Source organism: Haemophilus parainfluenzae (assembly GCF_003252795.1).
Taxonomy (GTDB): domain Bacteria; phylum Pseudomonadota; class Gammaproteobacteria; order Enterobacterales; family Pasteurellaceae; genus Haemophilus_D; species Haemophilus_D parainfluenzae_K.
In genome coordinates, this window is sequence record NZ_QEPQ01000001.1 from 180,239 (window position 1) to 198,434 (window position 18,196).

17 protein-coding genes are annotated in these 18,196 nt (G+C 38.8%); 8 read left to right on the plus strand and 9 right to left on the minus strand.

Annotated features, from left to right (window positions below; translation table 11 throughout):
- Window positions 1–3 precede the first annotated feature (3 nt).
- The 3 genes from DPV81_RS00855 to DPV81_RS00865 all read left to right on the plus strand — a co-directional run bounded on the left by DPV81_RS00855 (window position 4) and on the right by DPV81_RS00865 (window position 4,070).
- Entirely contained in the window at window positions 4–1,935 is a 1,932-nt protein-coding gene (locus DPV81_RS00855) for a MacB family efflux pump subunit (protein ID WP_111386203.1), read from the plus strand.
- 84 nt (window positions 1,936–2,019) lie between these two features.
- On the plus strand, window positions 2,020–3,387 hold the full coding sequence (tdeA, locus tag DPV81_RS00860) for a toxin/drug exporter TdeA (protein WP_070592187.1): 1,368 nt from the start codon (window positions 2,020–2,022) through the stop codon (window positions 3,385–3,387).
- A gap of 53 nt (window positions 3,388–3,440) precedes the next feature.
- On the plus strand, window positions 3,441–4,070 hold the full coding sequence (locus tag DPV81_RS00865) for a histidine phosphatase family protein (RefSeq protein ID WP_111386205.1): 630 nt from the start codon (window positions 3,441–3,443) through the stop codon (window positions 4,068–4,070).
- A 73-nt stretch (window positions 4,071–4,143) separates the two neighbouring features.
- On the opposite strand, the gene apbC is transcribed toward DPV81_RS00865, so the two are convergent.
- Complete coding sequence (apbC, locus tag DPV81_RS00870; RefSeq protein WP_049372548.1) at window positions 4,144–5,256, minus strand: iron-sulfur cluster carrier protein ApbC; 1,113 nt, start codon at window positions 5,254–5,256, stop codon at window positions 4,144–4,146.
- Between the two features lie 160 nt (window positions 5,257–5,416).
- Between apbC and metG the strand changes: the two genes are divergently transcribed.
- On the plus strand, window positions 5,417–7,465 hold the full coding sequence (metG, locus tag DPV81_RS00875) for a methionine--tRNA ligase (protein ID WP_070582360.1): 2,049 nt from the start codon (window positions 5,417–5,419) through the stop codon (window positions 7,463–7,465).
- A gap of 104 nt (window positions 7,466–7,569) precedes the next feature.
- Window positions 7,570–8,430 carry an SAM-dependent methyltransferase TehB gene (gene tehB / locus DPV81_RS00880; protein ID WP_070582359.1) on the plus strand — a complete coding sequence of 287 codons (861 nt, stop codon included), beginning with the start codon at window positions 7,570–7,572 and terminating at the stop codon, window positions 8,428–8,430.
- A 71-nt stretch (window positions 8,431–8,501) separates the two neighbouring features.
- On the opposite strand, the gene dapD is transcribed toward tehB, so the two are convergent.
- From dapD to DPV81_RS00900, 4 genes are all read right to left on the minus strand, one after another.
- Entirely contained in the window at window positions 8,502–9,329 is an 828-nt protein-coding gene (gene dapD / locus DPV81_RS00885; RefSeq protein ID WP_111386207.1) for a 2,3,4,5-tetrahydropyridine-2,6-dicarboxylate N-succinyltransferase, read from the minus strand.
- Window positions 9,330–9,476: 147 nt separating this feature from the next.
- The gene (locus tag DPV81_RS00890; protein WP_070582358.1) at window positions 9,477–9,941 is read right to left on the minus strand and encodes an outer membrane lipoprotein; all 465 of its coding nucleotides are present in this window, start codon (window positions 9,939–9,941) and stop codon (window positions 9,477–9,479) included.
- Window positions 9,942–9,964: 23 nt separating this feature from the next.
- Window positions 9,965–10,264, minus strand: coding sequence for a hypothetical protein (locus DPV81_RS00895; protein ID WP_049365853.1), 300 nt, complete (start codon window positions 10,262–10,264; stop codon window positions 9,965–9,967).
- 4 nt (window positions 10,265–10,268) lie between these two features.
- A complete protein-coding gene (locus tag DPV81_RS00900) occupies window positions 10,269–10,838 on the minus strand; it encodes a VOC family protein (protein WP_111386209.1) in 570 nt (189 codons plus the stop codon).
- A gap of 88 nt (window positions 10,839–10,926) precedes the next feature.
- Here DPV81_RS00900 and argS point away from each other — a divergent pair, with 88 nt between their 5' ends.
- Complete coding sequence (argS, locus tag DPV81_RS00905; protein ID WP_111386211.1) at window positions 10,927–12,660, plus strand: arginine--tRNA ligase; 1,734 nt, start codon at window positions 10,927–10,929, stop codon at window positions 12,658–12,660.
- Window positions 12,661–12,695: 35 nt separating this feature from the next.
- Here the strand turns inward: argS and smrB are convergent, their stop codons facing one another.
- Entirely contained in the window at window positions 12,696–13,205 is a 510-nt protein-coding gene (gene smrB, locus DPV81_RS00910; RefSeq protein ID WP_111386212.1) for an endonuclease SmrB, read from the minus strand.
- Between the two features lie 84 nt (window positions 13,206–13,289).
- On the opposite strand from smrB, the gene prmB reads away from it, so the two are divergent.
- Both prmB and DPV81_RS00920 read left to right on the plus strand, forming a co-directional pair.
- Window positions 13,290–14,234 (plus strand): 50S ribosomal protein L3 N(5)-glutamine methyltransferase, encoded by a 945-nt coding sequence (gene prmB, locus DPV81_RS00915; protein WP_111386214.1) that lies wholly within the window; start codon window positions 13,290–13,292, stop codon window positions 14,232–14,234.
- A 96-nt stretch (window positions 14,235–14,330) separates the two neighbouring features.
- Window positions 14,331–15,395 carry an MFS transporter gene (locus DPV81_RS00920; RefSeq protein ID WP_111386216.1) on the plus strand — a complete coding sequence of 355 codons (1,065 nt, stop codon included), beginning with the start codon at window positions 14,331–14,333 and terminating at the stop codon, window positions 15,393–15,395.
- A gap of 58 nt (window positions 15,396–15,453) precedes the next feature.
- On the opposite strand, the gene cysB is transcribed toward DPV81_RS00920, so the two are convergent.
- From cysB to DPV81_RS00935, 3 genes are read right to left on the minus strand one after another with little or no spacing between them, the layout of a single operon-like run.
- A complete protein-coding gene (gene cysB, locus DPV81_RS00925; RefSeq protein WP_111386218.1) occupies window positions 15,454–16,425 on the minus strand; it encodes an HTH-type transcriptional regulator CysB in 972 nt (323 codons plus the stop codon).
- Between the two features lie 12 nt (window positions 16,426–16,437).
- A complete protein-coding gene (gene rluB, locus DPV81_RS00930) occupies window positions 16,438–17,448 on the minus strand; it encodes a 23S rRNA pseudouridine(2605) synthase RluB (RefSeq protein WP_111386220.1) in 1,011 nt (336 codons plus the stop codon).
- A gap of 39 nt (window positions 17,449–17,487) precedes the next feature.
- Entirely contained in the window at window positions 17,488–18,111 is a 624-nt protein-coding gene (locus tag DPV81_RS00935) for an L-threonylcarbamoyladenylate synthase (RefSeq protein ID WP_005695962.1), read from the minus strand.
- Between the last annotated feature and the right edge of the window lie 85 nt (window positions 18,112–18,196).

An 18,196-nucleotide genomic window follows, 5' to 3' on the forward strand; every position in this document is an offset into this window, starting at 1 on the left:
TTAATGAATATTATTGAAATTAAGGATCTCAACCGTTACTTCGGTGAAGGCGAAAATCGCGTTCATATTTTAAAGAATGTCTCTTTAAATATAGAAAAAGGCGATTTTGTGGCAATTATTGGACAATCTGGTTCGGGCAAATCGACCTTGATGAATATCATCGGATGCTTGGATACGGCAACCAGTGGCTCTTACAAAATCAATAGCAAAGAAACCATTGAATTAAGCAAAGATCAGCTTTCAGATTTACGTAGCCAAAAATTCGGCTTTATTTTCCAACGCTATAACTTATTGTCGAGTTTGACGGCCGCTGAGAACGTCGCTTTGCCTGCAATTTATGCGGGGATGTCGCAAGAAAAACGGCTTTCTCGTGCAAAACAACTTTTAGAAAAATTAGGCTTAGGTGATAAATGGCAAAATAAACCAAGCCAGCTTTCTGGTGGTCAGCAACAACGTGTGAGTATTGCACGTGCGTTGATGAATGGTGGCGAAATTATTTTAGCCGATGAACCCACTGGTGCATTGGATTCTCAAAGCGGGCAAAATGTGATGGAAATTCTGCGTCAATTACACGCAGAAGGCCACACTATTATTATGGTAACCCATGACCGAGAAATTGCCGCCAGTGCGAATCGCGTGATTGAAATTAAAGACGGTGAAATCATTGGCGATACGCAAAAAGAAGTAGTAAAAAGTGCGGTCGAAAATCAAACCAAATCTAAACCGCACTTTGGGTTTAGCAAAGATCAATTTGTCGAAGCCTTTCGTATGTCTGTGAGTGCGATTATCGCCCACAAAATGCGTTCTCTTTTAACCATGCTCGGGATTATTATCGGGATTACCTCTGTGGTTTCTGTCGTGGCATTGGGAAATGGTTCACAGCAAAAAATCTTAGAGAATATCAAAGGTATTGGTACAAGCACCATAACGATTTTTAATGGTACAGGCTTTGGTGATCGTCGTGCTGAACAGATGCAAAACCTTACAATTAATGATGCCACTGCCTTAAATCAACAAAGCTATGTACAAAGTGTCACGCCGAATAGCTCATCAAGTGGCACATTAATTTATGGCAACCAAACTTTCTCCTCGACCAGTTTAAAAGGTGTAGGCGAACAATATTTTGATGTAGAGGGATTAAAACTAAAATCCGGTAATTTATTTTCTGCTCAAGATGTTGCTGATAACAACCAAGTAGCCTTAATCGATGAAAGTGCAAAAAAATCCATTTTCCCAGATGAAAACCCCATCGGCAAAATTGTGATGTTTAATAAACGTCCATTACGTATTATCGGCGTGGTATCTGATAAACAAATGGGCGGGGCAAGTAGTTCACTTAATCTCTATGCGCCTTACACCACCGTGATGAATCGTATTTCGGGCAGTAAAAAAATTGGTTCGATTACCGTTAAAGTGGATGATTCCGTGAATACTACTGTCGCTGAAAAAGGGATTACTGAATTGCTCACCATGCGTCATGGTAAAAAAGATTTCTTCATCATGAATAGTGATACCATCAAACAAACTATTGAAAGCACAACGGGCACGATGAAATTGCTCATTTCCTCTATCGCCTTTATTTCATTAATCGTTGGTGGGATTGGTGTGATGAATATTATGTTGGTTTCCGTGACAGAGCGAACCAAAGAAATTGGTGTACGCATGGCTATTGGCGCGAGACAATTTAATATTCTGCAACAATTTTTAATTGAAGCCGTGCTGATTTGTTTAATTGGCGGCGTGACGGGTATTCTGCTTTCGGGCCTAATCGGTCTGTTATTTAACGTATTTATGACTGACTTTACGATGGCATTCTCTACCGGCTCAATTGTTGCGGCAGTGGTCTTCTCTACCCTGATTGGTGTGCTCTTCGGCTATATGCCTGCAAAACGTGCAGCGCAATTAGATCCAATTACCGCCCTTGCGAGAGAATAAAGAAATTTTGTAAAACTCAAAAGAGCGGTTAAAATTCTTACTAATTTTTGACCGCACTTTAATAAAAAAGAAAGGAAAAAATCCATGTTAAAAATGAAAAAATTAACCTTAGCAATCGCGATGGCAACTGCTCTTGCAGGTTGTGCTAACATCGGCGATTCTTATAAAGCGAGCCAGCAGGATTACCAAAATTATGCGGAAATCACCAAACAATTTAATGTAAAAGAAAACTGGTGGGCGCTTTACAATGATTCACAATTAAATCGTGTGGTAGAACAAGCATTAGTTAACAACAAAGATTTAGCCAAAGCGTCTGTTGCCGTAAACCGTGCTCTATATAATGCAAACCTTGCAGGCGCGAATTTAATTCCAGCATTTAGCGGTTCAACCCAGTCTTCCGCAAGTAAAAATGTGAAAACCGGTGGCAGCTCAGCAGTAAGTCATCAAGGTGCATTAAATGTGAGTTATACGTTAGATTTATGGCAACGCTTAGCGGATACTGCAGATGCCGCAGAATGGTCACACAAAGCAACGGCTGAAGATTTAGAAGCAACCAAACTTTCACTCATCAACTCTGTTGTGACAACGTATTATCAAATTGCTTATTTAAATGACGCTATCAGCACAACTGAGGAAACCATTAAATACTACAACGACATTAGCAGCATTATGCAACGTCGTTTATCTCAAGGTGTGGCTGACAGCGCAAGTGTAGATCAAGCACAACAAGCGGTATTGAACGCACGTAACAACTTGATTAACTATCAAACACAACGTAAAACAGCAGAACAAACTTTACGTAACTTACTGAACTTAAAACCAGAAGAAGCATTAAATATCAACTTCCCACACATTCTTAATGTGAAAAATGTGGGCGTGAATTTAAATGTGCCTGTTTCTGTGATTGCGAATCGTCCTGATGTGAAAGGCTATCAATATCGCTTAAGCAGTGCATTCAAAAATGCGAAAGCAACCGAAAAAGGTTGGTTCCCAGAAGTGACTTTAGGCGGCAGCTTAACATCAAGTGGCACTAAAGTCGGTAACGCATTGCACAATCCAGTTGGTACAGGTTTAATCGGTATTAGCCTACCATTCCTCAACTGGAATACGGTGAAATGGAACGTGAAAATCTCTGAAGCAGATTATGAAACCGCACGTTTAAATTACGAGCAAAGCATTACTAAAGCCCTGAATGATGTAGATACCAACTACTTCGCCTATACACAAGCACAAAGTGCTTTTGCTAACTTGCAAAAAACACACAGCTATAACCAACGTATCACTAAATACTATCGTGATCGTTACAATGCTGGTGTATCTGAATTACGTGAATGGCTTGCTGCGGCAAATACAGAGAAAAGCTCTCAACTTTCTATCTTGAATGCGAAATACAACATCATTCAGGCAGAAAATGCCGTATATAGTTCAATGGCAGGTTATTACTCTCGTTAAAATCATGATTAAGGAAGTTTCGGCTTCCTTAATCTTTTTTATGGACATGAAAAATGAAAAAACAGCTGACTTTTTATTTTATTCGACATGGTAAAACCGTTTGGAATACAGAAGGTTTAATGCAAGGTCATGGCGATTCTCCTTTAACTGAAGAAGGCGTTATTGGTGCGAAAAAAACAGGTGTGGCACTTAATAATATTCCTTTTGTTGCGGCCTACTCTAGCGTATTAAAACGTACCATCGCGACAGCCTCTCATATTATTGGTGAACGAGATATTCCCCTTTTCCATCACCAAGGTTTAAACGAACAATATTTTGGTTCTTGGGAAGGTCAACTTGTTGATACCTTAAGAGAACATCCTGAATTCCAGCAACTCATTAAAGATCCTGCCAATTACAAAGCTCAAGTAAATGGTGGAGAAACATTCGAACAGCTGGGCAAGCGTGCCATGAAAGCATTGCACGACATTATTAAGATCCACAATCAAGGCAATATTCTCATTGTGTCGCATGGCCATACTCTACGTTTGTTGCTTGCCTTATTAAACGGTGCTACGTGGCAAAATCACCGCGATGAAGATAAATCAGTATCGCTCATTAATACCTCAATTAGTGTTGTGCATTATGACGATGAGAACGGTTTTTGCGTTGAGAAAATAAATGATGCGGATCATTTAAAATAAGCAAATTTACCTAAAAAAATAACCGCACTTTGGATGACCTAAAGTGCGGTTAATTTTTATGATGTTTTTGTGATTATTTCACTTCGCGGAATAAAATCTCGCTTGGAATCACAGACCCTTGCCAGTAAAGCTCAGTTGATACTTTCTCCGCTAAATCTAAGAAAGATTTCGCAATTTCACTATCTGGTGCGGCAACTACAGTTGGTTTACCCGCATCCAAATCTTGACGAACTTGGATATTCAACGGTAACTGACCTAATACTTTCACATTATATTTTTGTGCCATTTTTTCTGCACCACCGGTACCAAAAATCGCTTCGTGATGACCACAATTACTACAAATATGCATAGACATATTTTCCACAATACCTAACACTGGCACAGATACACGTTCAAACATCGACACGCCTTTCACCGCATCTAATAACGCAATATCTTGTGGCGTCGTCACTACTACAGCCCCCGTTACAGGGATTTGTTGTGAAAGGGTTAATTGGATATCACCTGTACCCGGTGGCATATCGATCACTAAGTAATCTAAGCTATCCCATAAGGTTTCATTTAAAAGTTGGCTTAATGCACTACTTGCCATTGGACCTCGCCAAATGGTTGCATTATCTTCATCCATTAAGAAACCGATTGAGTTGGCAGATAAACCATACGCTTTAATTGGGGTGATATGTTGGTTATCTGGTGAAGTTGGGCGTTGATGCGGCGCACCTAACATATGCGGAATAGATGGGCCGTAAATATCTGCATCTAAGATCCCCACACGAGCACCCTGAGCTTGTAAAGCAAGTGCAAGATTCACCGAAACGGACGATTTCCCTACCCCACCTTTGCCTGAAGTCACCGCGATGATGTTCTTCACACCTTTTACAGCGGGTTGATTATTTGCACGTTTTAACGTTGCGATTTGATAATTCACCACCCATTTGATTTCTTTGCTATCTGTTGCTTTTAATAAAGCATCAGAAAGCTGCTGTTTCACTTGCTCCACGCCAGTGTTCCATGCAAAAGGCAATTGTAATTCAATACGTAATACGTCACCGCCTTTTTCAACTTTCTTCAAAGTCTTTAATTCGATTAAGTCTTTTTGTAAGGTTGGGTGTTGAAATTGTTGGAAAAGTTGCAGAACCTGAGATTGTTGTTCTGCCGTTAAATTTTCAGAAAAAGCAGTTGCCATAATATTCCTTTAATAGTAGTAGGTAGTAGAGTAAATTTGTCAGGGATATTCTACCCCTTTTACACCTCAAATGTTAAGCTAAAAGTATAACTAAACTAGAAAAAATCACACCAATCGGGTAACATACTCACAATTTTTACAAAAGAATAAGAGAAAAATAATGACAACTCAACCTCGTAAAATTTTAGTCACTTGCGCATTACCTTATGCAAATGGGGCCATTCATTTAGGCCATATGTTAGAACATATTCAAGCGGATATTTGGGTGCGTTTCCAGCGTATGCGTGGCAATAAAATTCATTTTGTCTGTGCTGATGATGCGCACGGCACACCAATTATGCTTAATGCCGATAAATTAGGTATTACACCAGAAGAACTAATCGCAAAAGCAAAAGCTGATCACGTGCGTGATTTTGCAGGTTTTAATATCAGTTTTGATAACTATCACTCTACTCACAGTGAAGAAAATAAACAAATCACCGCTGACATTTATAATAAATTAAAAGCCAAAGGTTTCATTAAAACGAAAGTCATTTCTCAGTTATTCGATCCTGAAAAGAATATGTTCTTACCCGATCGTTTCGTCAAAGGGACTTGCCCAAAATGTAAAGCAGAGGATCAATACGGCGATAACTGTGAAGTTTGTGCTTCCACTTATAGCCCAATGGATTTAATTAATCCACGTTCTGCTGTGTCGGGTGCAACACCAATCATCAAAGAATCTGAACACTTCTTCTTTGACTTACCTGCTTTTGAAGGTATGTTAAAAGAATGGACTCGCTCTGGTTCACTGCAACCTGAAATTGCAAACAAAATGCAAGAATGGTTTGAAAGTGGCTTGCAACAATGGGATATCTCTCGTGATGCACCTTATTTTGGTTTTGAAATCCCAGGAACTAAAGATAAATTCTTCTATGTTTGGTTGGATGCGCCAATTGGCTACATAGCTTCTTTCAAAAATCTCTGCGATCGTGAAGGCATTGATTTTAATGAATTCTGGGGAGAAAACAGCGATACAGAACTTTATCACTTTATCGGTAAAGATATCGTATATTTCCACAGTCTATTCTGGCCAGCAATGTTAGAAGGGAGCGAATATCGCAAACCAACCAATGTGTTTGCTCACGGTTATGTCACCGTAGATGGCGCCAAAATGTCAAAATCACGTGGTACATTTATCCAAGCCAGCACCTATTTAAATCACATTGATCCGGAATGTTTGCGTTATTACTATGCGGCAAAATTAAACGATCGCATCGAAGATCTTGATTTCAACTTGGAAGATTTCGTTCAACGTGTCAATACGGATATTGTTAATAAATTAGTCAATTTAGCTTCTCGTAATGCTGGATTTATCGCTAAACGTTTTGAAGGCAGATTAGCAGATAAATTAGAAGACGAAGCACTTTTTGCTGAATTTACTGCACAAGCTGAACAAATCGCTTCTTATTATGAAGCTCGTGAATACAACAAGGCGATTCGTGAAATCATGGCATTAACCGATAAGGCGAATAAATACATTGATGAAAAAGCACCTTGGGTGATTGCAAAAGAAGAAGGCAAAGAAGCTGAATTGCAAGCAGTTTGCTCAATGGGTATCGAGCTTTTCCGTGTATTAATGTCTTACTTAAAACCGGTTCTTCCAAAATTGGCTGAACGTGCAGAAGCGTTCTTACAAACAGAACTAACATGGGATAATATTGCACAGCCACTATTAGGTCATCAACTTACTCCATTTAAAGCGCTTTTCTCGCGTTTAGAGAAAAAACAAATTGATGCTGTTATAGAAGAAACTAAAGCTCTTTTCGCTGAAGCAAACAAAACAACAGAAAAAACAGCGGCAAAACCGACCGCACTTTCAAATGTCGAACCTATTGCTGATACTATTACCATTGATGATTTTGCTAAAATTGATATGCGTGTAGCAAAAGTACTGAAATGCGAAGCGGTACCAGAATCTAATAAACTCTTACGTTTTGAATTAGATTTAGGTGACCATACTCGCCAAGTGTTCTCTGGCATTAAAGCGGCTTACAACAAACCTGAAGAATTGGAAGGTCGTTTTGTTATTGTGGTTGCAAACCTTGCACCACGTAAAATGAAATTCGGCGTATCAGAAGGGATGATTCTTTCTGCTGGTACTGGCGGAAGTGATTTATTCTTACTTTCAGCTGATAGCGGTGTCGCTGCTGGTATGCAAGTAAAATAATTTAATATTTAGGCGACTTCGGTCGCCTTTTTTATTGCCAAACAGAACCAAATACCCTACCATATCAATCAGCTATTTATCATACAAATTAAAAGGAATTCATTATGACAAACGAACTTATCTGCTATAAACAAATGCCAGTTTGGACAAAAGATAAATTACCTAAAATGTTCCAAGAAAAACACAATACTAAAGTGGGAACTTGGGGCAAACTTACAGTGCTAAAAGGTAAACTTAAGTTTTATGAGCTAACTGAAAATGGCGATGTCATTGCTGAGCATATTTTCACGCCTGAAAGTGATATTCCATTTGTTGAGCCACAAGCCTGGCATCGAGTTGAAGCACTTTCTGATGACTTAGAATGTACGCTTGGCTTCTATTGCAAAAAAGAGGATTACTTCAGCAAAAAATATAATATGACTGCAACGCATGGTGATGTAGTTGATGCAGCTAAAATTATTAAACCTTGTAAAGTGTTAGATTTAGGCTGTGGACAAGGTCGTAACTCCCTTTATTTAAGTTTAAAAGGCTATGATGTGACCTCTTGGGATCATAACGAAAACAGCATTGCCTTCTTGAACGAAACTAAAGATAAAGAAAACTTGAATATCAAGACTGCAGTTTATGATATTAATACCGCCAATATTCAAGAAAACTACGACTTTATTGTATCAACCGTGGTATTTATGTTCTTAAACCGTGAGCGAATTCCAGCCATTATTAAGAATATGCAAGAACACACCAACCCAGGTGGTTACAACTTAATTGTAGCAGCGATGTCTACACCTGAGGTACCTTGTCCATTAGCGTTCTCATTTACGTTCTCTGAAGGTGAATTAAAAGAATACTACAAAGATTGGGAATTCTTAGAATACAACGAAAATATGGGCGAATTACATAAAACCGATGAAAACGGCAATCGCATTAAATTAAAATTTGCGACAATGCTAGCAAGAAAAAAATAATTCTCTAATTTAAAAAAGAAAATGACCGCACTTTGTCATATAAAGTGCGGTCATTTTTTATGGTATTTTAATTACTCTTCAATAGAACGTAATAATTCGTTGATACCAACTTTACCTAAAGTTTTTGCATCAACTTTTTTCACGATCACTGCACAGTATAAGCTGTATTTACCACATTTTGATGGAAGACTACCAGAAACCACTACTGAGCCAGCTGGTACACGGCCATAGAATACTTCACCTGTTTCACGATCATAGATTTTAGTTGATTGACCGATGAATACGCCCATAGAGATCACACAACCATCTTCAACAATCACGCCTTCAACGACTTCAGAACGTGCACCGATAAAACAGTTATCACCAATAATGGTTGGGTTTGCTTGTAATGGCTCTAATACACCACCGATACCTACACCACCAGATAAGTGTACATTTTTACCAATTTGCGCACATGAACCAACCGTTGCCCATGTATCAACCATAGTACCTTCACCCACATATGCACCGATATTTACATAAGATGGCATCAATACACAGTTTTTAGAAATGTATGCACCTTTACGTACCGTTGCAGAAGGTACGACACGGAAACCTTCTTGAGAAAAACGCTCTTCCGTATAGTCAGCAAATTTCAATGCCACTTTGTCATAGTATTTGGTTTCTGCGCCATCAATGATTTGGTTATCGTTGATACGGAAAGATAATAATACTGCTTTTTTCAACCATTGGTGAGTAACCCATTCACCATCAATTTTTTCTGCAACACGGTATTTACCGCTATCTAATCCTTCGATCACTTCTTCGATTGCTGCACGAGTTTGTGCATCAACTGTTTTAGGGGTAATTTCCGCACGTTTTTCAAATGCAGCTTCAATAATTTGTTGTAAATTTGACATATTGCTTCCTATTGTCGGTGTGAAATAACAGTTGATAGTTTTATCATATTTTTGACTTTCAAGCAAAAAACAACCGCACTTTCTTTTGATTTTAAGCATAAAAAAAAGCGAACCCAATGGCTCGCTTTTTTCTAGTTCTTGTTTAAATTAGTTGATAACAGAAACATTTAATGATGAACCACCAACGATTCTCACACGGCGACCTGCTTTGAAGCTAGGATCCGCTTTTTGAACCACAACGATCTCTTCTCTATTATCTTTTCTGATAACAAGCTCTGCACCATTAACTTGGCTCATTTTCTCTTCAATTTTGCTACCTGCAATGGCACCACCAATTGCACCAATAACACCTGCAATGGCTTGTCCTGTACCGCCACCTATTGCACTACCAGCGATACCACCTAAAGCACCACCACCAACTGAACCAATTACACCATTGTTATCAGCTTGGATTTTAACAGGGCGAACAGATACGATTGTACCATAACTAATTGAACGCGCTTCTTTTGCTTGATCTGCAGAGTATACATCACCACTAAAAACATCGGTGTTTGCACAACCCGTTAAACCAACAGACATCATAAGTGCTAATGCTACTGTTACTTTTTTCATAAAACTAACCTTCTAAAAATGAATTAGATTGGGTTTCTTGGAGACCAAGTAGAAACGTTTTTCACGCCTTGACCGTTGTCAGATACTTTCACACAAGCACCAGTTACTAAAGTTGAATCGTATTTGTGAACGATAACTTCGGTTTCACCTTCTTGTTTGTACGAGCAGTCGTTTTTACGAACGGTTAATTTTACATCATCACCTTGTAATTCGGTGAAGATAACTTGACCTTTATAAGCGCTTTCATCTTTTTGTGATTGAGATGAACAAGCTGATAAACCTAAACTTAATAAGACAGTTAATGCTAAGGTAATTTTTTTCATTACACTAAACCTCGAGTATTTTCTTTATTGTATAAGGATGAACCTTTATGCAAACATGATTTTCTGTTTTATCAACAAAACTCACTGCAATTGATGGATTGGGCAATTGCTCCCCTTCCACCTTAGGTTCGCTCACCTTCATGGTTAATTGAGTTAGTTCCTTCCATAAAAATGTGTTGCAAATCCGATTAACCCAATCCTCAACAGATTCATGAGATAAAAACGGCATTACAATTTCAATATGTTCCCAAGTTTCTTGGGGATATTGTTTATTTTTAGGAAACGGTAATTCAATAACATCGACAGGCTGACCAATGAAATCAACTGGCTCATCTAATTCAATCAAATAGATAGGACGCCCATTGACGATATTATCGCTTAAAATTCTACCGCACTTTAATAACTCTGTCAGCCAATTTTTTGCTTTTTCTTCAGTATTTGCTCTTAAAGCTAAATGATCAATTTGGAAATCATTCAAATTCACTTTCATAACGGCAGCTAATTGCTGAATTTTTTCCTGAAATAAAGGCAATTCTTGATAAAGTGCGGTCGATTTTTCCATTAAATTTGACATTTTCTCCTGCTCTTACTTTGAGAAATCTATAAACAACGGTATCATAGCCGATTATTTTCATTATTCAATTTCAAGATTAGGAAAAACCGTGAATATTCAATCTATTTTATCCGATAAAATTAAACAAGCGATGATTGCTGCTGGCGCAGATGAACAATGTGATGCGCTTATTCGCCAATCTGGTAAACCACAATTTGGCGACTACCAAGCAAACGGCATCATGGCTGCTGCTAAAAAACTAGGTTTAAATCCACGTGAATTTGCACAAAAAGTATTAGATCATGCTGATCTTTCTGATGTCGCAGAAAAAACTGAAATTGCTGGTCCAGGTTTTATTAATATTTTCTTAAATCCAATTTGGTTAGCTAATAACGTTTCTGCCGCATTAAAAGATCAAAATCTTGGTGTCAGCGCAAATGAAAAACAAACTATCGTGATTGATTATTCTTCACCAAACGTTGCGAAAGAAATGCACGTAGGTCACTTACGTTCTACCATTATCGGTGATGCTGTTGTTCGCACCCTTGAATTTTTAGGTCACAACGTTATTCGTGCAAACCACGTAGGTGACTGGGGTACACAATTTGGTATGCTCATTGCTTATCTTGAAAAAATGGAAAATGAACACGCGAGCGAAATGGAACTTCAAGATCTTGAAGCATTCTATCGCGAAGCGAAAAAACATTATGATGAAGATGAAGCGTTCGCTGAAAAAGCGCGTAACTATGTAGTGAAATTGCAAGGTGGAGATGAATATTGCCGCACAATGTGGAAAAAATTAGTCGATATCACCATGCAACAAAACCAACGTAACTACGATCGTTTGAATGTCACATTGACCGAAAAAGATGTGATGGGTGAAAGTCTTTATAACCCAATGTTACCTGCTATCGTTGAAGATCTGAAAAAACAAGGTTTAGCCGTTGAAGATGAAGGGGCGTTAGTCGTTTATCTTGATGAATTCAAGAATAAAGATGGCGAACCGATGGGGGTAATCGTTCAGAAGAAAGATGGCGGTTTCCTTTATACCACTACCGATATCGCGGCGGCTAAATATCGTTATGAAACCTTAAAAGCAGATCGTGCATTAGTGTTCTCTGATACACGCCAAAGCCAACACATGCAACAAGCGTGGTTAATTACGCGTAAAGCCAGTTATGTACCAGACAGCTTCTCACTTGAACATAAAAACTTCGGTATGATGTTGGGTAAAGATGGTAAACCATTCAAAACTCGTACAGGTGGCACCGTAAAATTAGCAGATTTATTAGATGAAGCGATTGAACGTGCCACTGTATTAATCAACGAGAAAAATACCAACTTATCTGATGAAGAAAAAACTGCGGTTATTGAAGCGGTGGGTATTGGCTCGGTGAAATATGCGGATCTTTCTAAAAACCGTACCACTGACTATGTATTCGATTGGGACAATATGCTTAGCTTTGAAGGTAATACCGCGCCTTATATGCAATATGCTTACACGCGTATTCGTTCAATCTTCAATAAAGCAGATCTGAATCCAACCGTACTTGCTGAAGCTAAGATTCAGCTTTCTGATGAAAAAGAACGTGCATTAGCGATCAAATTGCTTCAATTTGAAGAAGCCGTTCAAACGGTGGGCAAAGAAGGGACACCGCATGTACTCTGTGCTTATTTATATGAATTGGCTGGTGTGTTCTCTTCATTCTATGAACACTGCCCAATCTTAAATGCAGAAGATGAAAACGTAAAATTAAGCCGTTTAAAACTCGCTTCTCTCACAGAGAAAACCTTAAAACAAGGTTTAGCGTTATTAGGCATTAAGACAATCGAAAAAATGTAAAAAAAACGCGGTCAATTTCGACCGCGCTTTTTTATTTATACATCCACTAAAATGAGTATTGCTGCTTCTCCGCCCCATTCTTTGGGTGCTTGGTGTAACGCACGTACTTTAGGGTGCTGAACTAACCAACGTGGAATTTGTTTTTTCAACGTAAACGTACCGTAGCCAGTCATAATACTTGCACAATAAACATGTTCGTTTTCACAAGCTAACAACAGTGCTGCTAATTCCATTTTGGCTTGTTCACGGGTTAAGCCATGTAAATCCAGAAATAATTCAGGTGAAAAATCGCCACGACGAAGTTGTTTTAATAAATGGCTATCTTCCCCTTCGCGTAAATATTTGATGACACCATCATGTTCATTTAGCAAGGGTTCATATTCATCGGAAAAATAGAAAAGCGTATCTTCTTTTTCTCGAATATCACGTAAATGGGATTTTTTTTGACCGCTCTTTTGACGAGGTGCCACAAAGGTATCTTGCTTGATGGGCTTGATCCCTTTTGTTTCCGCCCGAAAAAGATCAAAATCATCTGGTTCTGTCATTATTTTTCTCAATTTGTTATTTTGCTTAATGATAGCACATCTATTCTATGGTATAACTAGCCAAATTTTTTATTGAGGCACAAAATGGAAACCTTACACAATCAAGAACTTGTTGCGACAATTTTAGAAGATAATGTGGCAAGTGAATTAACGACCATTCAAGATTTTTTACGCTGGACATACAGCACATTCAATCGTTCTGATATTTACTACGGGCAAGGCCATGACAATGCGTGGGATGAAAGTCTTCAATTAGTTCTAGCTGGACTTCAATTACCGCTCGATTTACCGCAAGATTTATTCAGCAGCAAACTCACTCCTTCAGAAAAAGAAACCTTAGTACAGTTAGTCTTAAGCCGAATTGAACAACGTGTACCTGTCGCTTATTTAACGAATAGTGCATGGTTCTGTGGATTAGAATTCTATGTGGATGAGCGCACAATTATTCCTCGCTCACCAATCAGTGCATTAATCCAAGATAAATTTGCTCCGCTTTTAAAATCAGAACCAAAACGTATTTTAGATCTTTGTACCGGCAGTGGTTGTATCGCGATTGCTATTGCTGAAGCCTTTCCTGAGGCTGAAGTGGATGCAGTCGATCTTTCTGTGGATGCATTAAATGTGGCGGAAATCAATATTGCTCGCCACCAATTAGAACACCGTGTTTTCCCGATTCAATCAGATTTATTCCAAAATCTCTTCGGCCAACAATATGATTTAATCGTGACCAACCCACCTTATGTGGATGAAGAAGATTTGGCAGATATGCCGGAAGAATTCCATTATGAGCCTGAATTAGCCTTAGGTTCGGGTGTTGATGGTTTAGAAATTACAAAACAAATTTTAAAACAAGCGTCGGATTATTTAACACCAAATGGCATACTCGTTTGCGAAGTGGGCAACAGCATGGTAAGTCTCATTGAACAATATCCAGATGTGCCATTTGAATGGGTTGAACTAAAAAATGGCGGTCTAGGTGTATTTGCCATTAGCCGCGAAGATTTAGTGAAATACCACGATTCTTTTTAAACTAAAAGTGCAGTTAAAAATCGTCGTAAATTTTGACCGCACTTAACAAATTACTGGCGCGCGTTCTTAACGCGTGCTTTTTTTTTAAATAAAACAATGAATTTACAAAAACTTTTACTGACTCGTCGTTTCTTTTCTACCCTTGCATTCTTTTCCATGCAAACGGTATTTTTCATCTATTTACAAGGAAAAGGCTTAAGTAACAGTGAAATTGCCTTTTCACTCTCGTTGCTTTTCTTCTGCAACCAAGCATTAGCTATTTTAGCCGGTATCTGGGGCGATCGCTTTGGACTGGCTAAAATGATGTTGCTCGGGTGCTTTTTAGATGTGATTGCCTATATTTTCTTTCTCTCTGCAGACAATTACATTCTACTTTTAATTGCCACCACCTGTTTTGGCTTAGGCAGTTGTTTGTTTGGTACCAATGCGAAAGCCTGCCTATTGGTACTTGCAGGCGAAGAATACAAAGATAAAACCCGATTACAGGGAAAATATTTGAAAGTCACTTCCATATCGTCTATGTTTGCGCCTTTATTGGTGATTCCATTTATCAAATACAATCACATTGAATGGTTGATTTGGGTCTGCTTTGCGATGGAAGCGATTCTCTTTGCCCTAATGGTTAAACCGTTTTATCAAATCCAAACCTTGCAAACCTTAGTGAAATTTCGCTTTGCCCAAATTAAAGAAATCATCACTAAAGAATTTTTATTGGTGCATTTGATGTTATTTATTCCCCTTTCCATTGCAACCTCATTCTTTGTGATCTTCCCTTTCCTGTTTGATAACAAATTAGGCATGCCAGAACACTCTCCCATTGCACTTTTTGTAAATGGGTTGTTGACTGTATCGCTACAAAGTTATTTTTCTCGAAAAATTAATTTAACAATTAAACAAACCCTATGGGTAGCACCAATCTTGGCTATTGGTATTATCCTGCCTTGGTTTATTACATTGAAATATATTTCTTTGGTTTCTGCTTATATTTACTTGGTCATTTTCACGGTGATTGAAGTCTATACTTTAACCGCGATGGCAAATTTATTAGTAAAATTTGATAATGGTACAAACCGAGGTTTTATCTTTGGCTCATCACGATTATTGCTTTCTATCGCAACAGTTATCGTCATGAACTTAGTGCCACATTTGTTTTTATTGTAAAAAAGAAACGGTCAGAATTCACATTAAATTCTGACCGCGCTTTTATATTTTTTTATTCTTATTTCACTTCTAATTCAACATTATCAAACAATTTCTTCACCGCGCTGTTATCACGCAATTTCTCCGCTTTTTCAACCATTGGACGCGTTAAGTGTGGTGAGAAAAATTCGATAAAATCATACATATAGTTGCGTAAGAAAGTGCTGTGTTTAAACGCAATTTGCGTCATACTCGCACGGAACAAATGCCCTGCATCAAGCGCCACTAAATCCTTATCTGCTGGTGTATGTGCCATAGATGCCATGATACCTACACCTAATCCCAAACGCACATAAGTTTTAATCACATCAGCATCCGTTGCGGTAAACACAATATTAGGCAGAATCCCCGCACGGTTAAATGCATAATCCAAATCAGACACACCGGTAAAACCAAAGGTATAAGTGACTAACGGATATTTGCCTAACTCCTCAACTGTAAGATTTTTTACTTTTGCTAAAGGATGGTCAGGTTTAACTATCACCGAACGATTCCACAAATAACAAGGCAGTTGAATCAAATCATCAAAAAGATACGGTGCTTCTGTTGTGATCGCTAAATCTACTTCACCTGAAATCAATGCATCATGGATTTGCGTCGGTGAACCTTGATGAATATGCAAACTCACATCCGGATATTGTTTAGAGAAACGCTCCACCACAGCCGGCAACATATAACGCGCTTGCGTATTGGTTGTCGCAATGCGTAACACGCCATGATTCGGGCAAGTATATTCATTGGCCACTGATTTAATGCTTTGGGCTTTCACTAAAAGCTCACGAGCAATAGCGACGATCTTTTTACCCGCAGGCGTAATGGATTTAATGTGTTTACCATTACGTTCAAAAATCTCTAAACCTAATTCATCTTCTAACAAGCGAACCTGTTTACTGATACCAGGTTGAGAGGTATAAAGCGCATTTGCGGCTTCAGTCACATTTAAATTTTGGTTTACAATCTCAACAATGTAGCGGAGTTGCTGCATTTTCATCGCGAATACCACCTATTTTTTATAGCGTTTACTTAACTCAGTATAACGTTTTACTGCTTTACGAATTTGACCTGATTTTGGTCGACGACGAGGTTTCGTCACATCCAATTTAGTTTCGGTTTCAGGTGGCAAGCCCACTAATTCACGTAAATAGTTAACGTTTTCCAGATCCATTTCTTCCCAACCACCACGCGGTAAGCCTTTCATCAGCTTAATGTTGCCATAACGAATACGAATTAAGCGGCTCACTTGAATGCCTTGTGATTCCCACAGACGGCGCACTTCACGGTTACGACCTTCCATTAAAGTCACATCGTACCATTGGTTAATCCCTACACCACCTGCAAATTTGATTTCTTTGAAATTGGCTGGGCCATCTTCCAACTGCACACCTTTACGTAAACGCGCTAACATGGCATCGTCCACTTGACCAAATACACGCACAGAATACTCACGTTCAACTTCACGGCTTGGGTGCATTAAACGGTTAGCTAATTCGCCATCTGTTGTGAAAAGCAATAAGCCTGAAGTATTAATATCCAAACGACCGACAGCAATCCATCTTGCGCCATTTAAGCGTGGTAAACGATCGAATACAGTTGGACGACCTTCGGGATCACTACGCGTACAAAGTTCACCTTCTGGTTTGTAATACATTAATACACGGCATACTTCTTTTTGTGCTTGTTGAAGATTAATGATACGACCATCAATACGCACTTTTACACCGGAATGTACATCGATACGATCGCCAAGGGTCGCCATTTTGCCATCGACACTCACACGGTTTTCAGCGATCATCGCTTCAATTTCGCGACGAGAACCTTGTCCTGCTCGCGCAAGCACTTTCTGTAATTTTTCACCTTCTACAGTAGATTGACGAGATGGCTTAGCCACCTTAGCCTTAGGAGTTGATTTGATGTCAGAATTGAGCGCACTTTTACGATCTTTACGCTCAAAGTGCGGTTGTTTTCCCGCTTGTTTTTCACGTTCTTGTCTGACTGGTTTTTGAATAGGTTTCATCTGTTTTCCTTTGTCGCTTTCCCAAGCGTCTAAAATAAGTTAAATGAAAGGATCGGTACTACCACTTCCTTCACGTAAAATGACTGGCGATTCTTCCGTTAAATCTACCACCGTTGTTGGCTCTTGACCTAAATAACCACCATGAATAATTAAATCCACTTGGCGTTCTAAACATTCACGAATTTCTTCGGGATCGGAATAAGTCATATGTTCATTATCAGGCAACATCAGTGAGCAAGATAAAATCGGTTCACCTAATGCCTTCAATAAATCTAAGGCTATTTGATTATCTGGTACACGCAAGCCAATCGTTTTGCGTTTTGACGTCATTAATCGACGAGGAAGCTCTTTCGTTGCCGTCAAAATAAAGGTATAACGCCCCGGTGTATTGTTTTTAATTAAGCGATAAGCCACATTACTGACCGTTGCATAGGTTGAAAGCTCGGATAAATCGCTACATACCAACGTAAAATTATGCCCTTCTGGCAATTTACGAATTGCCACAATACGATCCATCGCATGTTTATCGCCTATCATACAACCCAAGGCATAGCCCGAATCTGTCGGATACACAATGACGCCACCTTGACGCAAAATTTCTACCGCTTGATTAATCAAACGCGCTTGCGGATTTTCAGGGTGGATATAGAAAAATTGGCTCATAATTTTGTCCTTAAAAAACTGATGAGATTATACACCGATTTAGAGGCAGGTTATAAGAATTTGTTATAAAAAACGACCGCACTTT

What these genes read in the sequence shown, in the direction of transcription:
- cysB (WP_111386218.1), bottom strand. Translation starts at nt 16,425, where the DNA reads ATGAAAATGCAGCAACTCCGCTACATTGTTGAGATTGTAAACCAAAAT.
- prmB (WP_111386214.1), top strand. Translation starts at nt 13,290, where the DNA reads ATGGAAACCTTACACAATCAAGAACTTGTTGCGACAATTTTAGAAGAT.
- metG (WP_070582360.1), top strand. Translation starts at nt 5,417, where the DNA reads ATGACAACTCAACCTCGTAAAATTTTAGTCACTTGCGCATTACCTTAT.
- DPV81_RS00920 (WP_111386216.1), top strand. Translation starts at nt 14,331, where the DNA reads ATGAATTTACAAAAACTTTTACTGACTCGTCGTTTCTTTTCTACCCTT.
- rluB (WP_111386220.1), bottom strand. Translation starts at nt 17,448, where the DNA reads ATGAAACCTATTCAAAAACCAGTCAGACAAGAACGTGAAAAACAAGCG.
- DPV81_RS00855 (WP_111386203.1), top strand. Translation starts at nt 4, where the DNA reads ATGAATATTATTGAAATTAAGGATCTCAACCGTTACTTCGGTGAAGGC.
- dapD (WP_111386207.1), bottom strand. Translation starts at nt 9,329, where the DNA reads ATGTCAAATTTACAACAAATTATTGAAGCTGCATTTGAAAAACGTGCG.
- DPV81_RS00865 (WP_111386205.1), top strand. Translation starts at nt 3,441, where the DNA reads ATGAAAAAACAGCTGACTTTTTATTTTATTCGACATGGTAAAACCGTT.
- apbC (WP_049372548.1), bottom strand. Translation starts at nt 5,256, where the DNA reads ATGGCAACTGCTTTTTCTGAAAATTTAACGGCAGAACAACAATCTCAG.
- tdeA (WP_070592187.1), top strand. Translation starts at nt 2,020, where the DNA reads ATGTTAAAAATGAAAAAATTAACCTTAGCAATCGCGATGGCAACTGCT.
- DPV81_RS00900 (WP_111386209.1), bottom strand. Translation starts at nt 10,838, where the DNA reads ATGTCAAATTTAATGGAAAAATCGACCGCACTTTATCAAGAATTGCCT.
- DPV81_RS00935 (WP_005695962.1), bottom strand. Translation starts at nt 18,111, where the DNA reads ATGAGCCAATTTTTCTATATCCACCCTGAAAATCCGCAAGCGCGTTTG.
- DPV81_RS00895 (WP_049365853.1), bottom strand. Translation starts at nt 10,264, where the DNA reads ATGAAAAAAATTACCTTAGCATTAACTGTCTTATTAAGTTTAGGTTTA.
- tehB (WP_070582359.1), top strand. Translation starts at nt 7,570, where the DNA reads ATGACAAACGAACTTATCTGCTATAAACAAATGCCAGTTTGGACAAAA.
- smrB (WP_111386212.1), bottom strand. Translation starts at nt 13,205, where the DNA reads ATGACAGAACCAGATGATTTTGATCTTTTTCGGGCGGAAACAAAAGGG.
- DPV81_RS00890 (WP_070582358.1), bottom strand. Translation starts at nt 9,941, where the DNA reads ATGAAAAAAGTAACAGTAGCATTAGCACTTATGATGTCTGTTGGTTTA.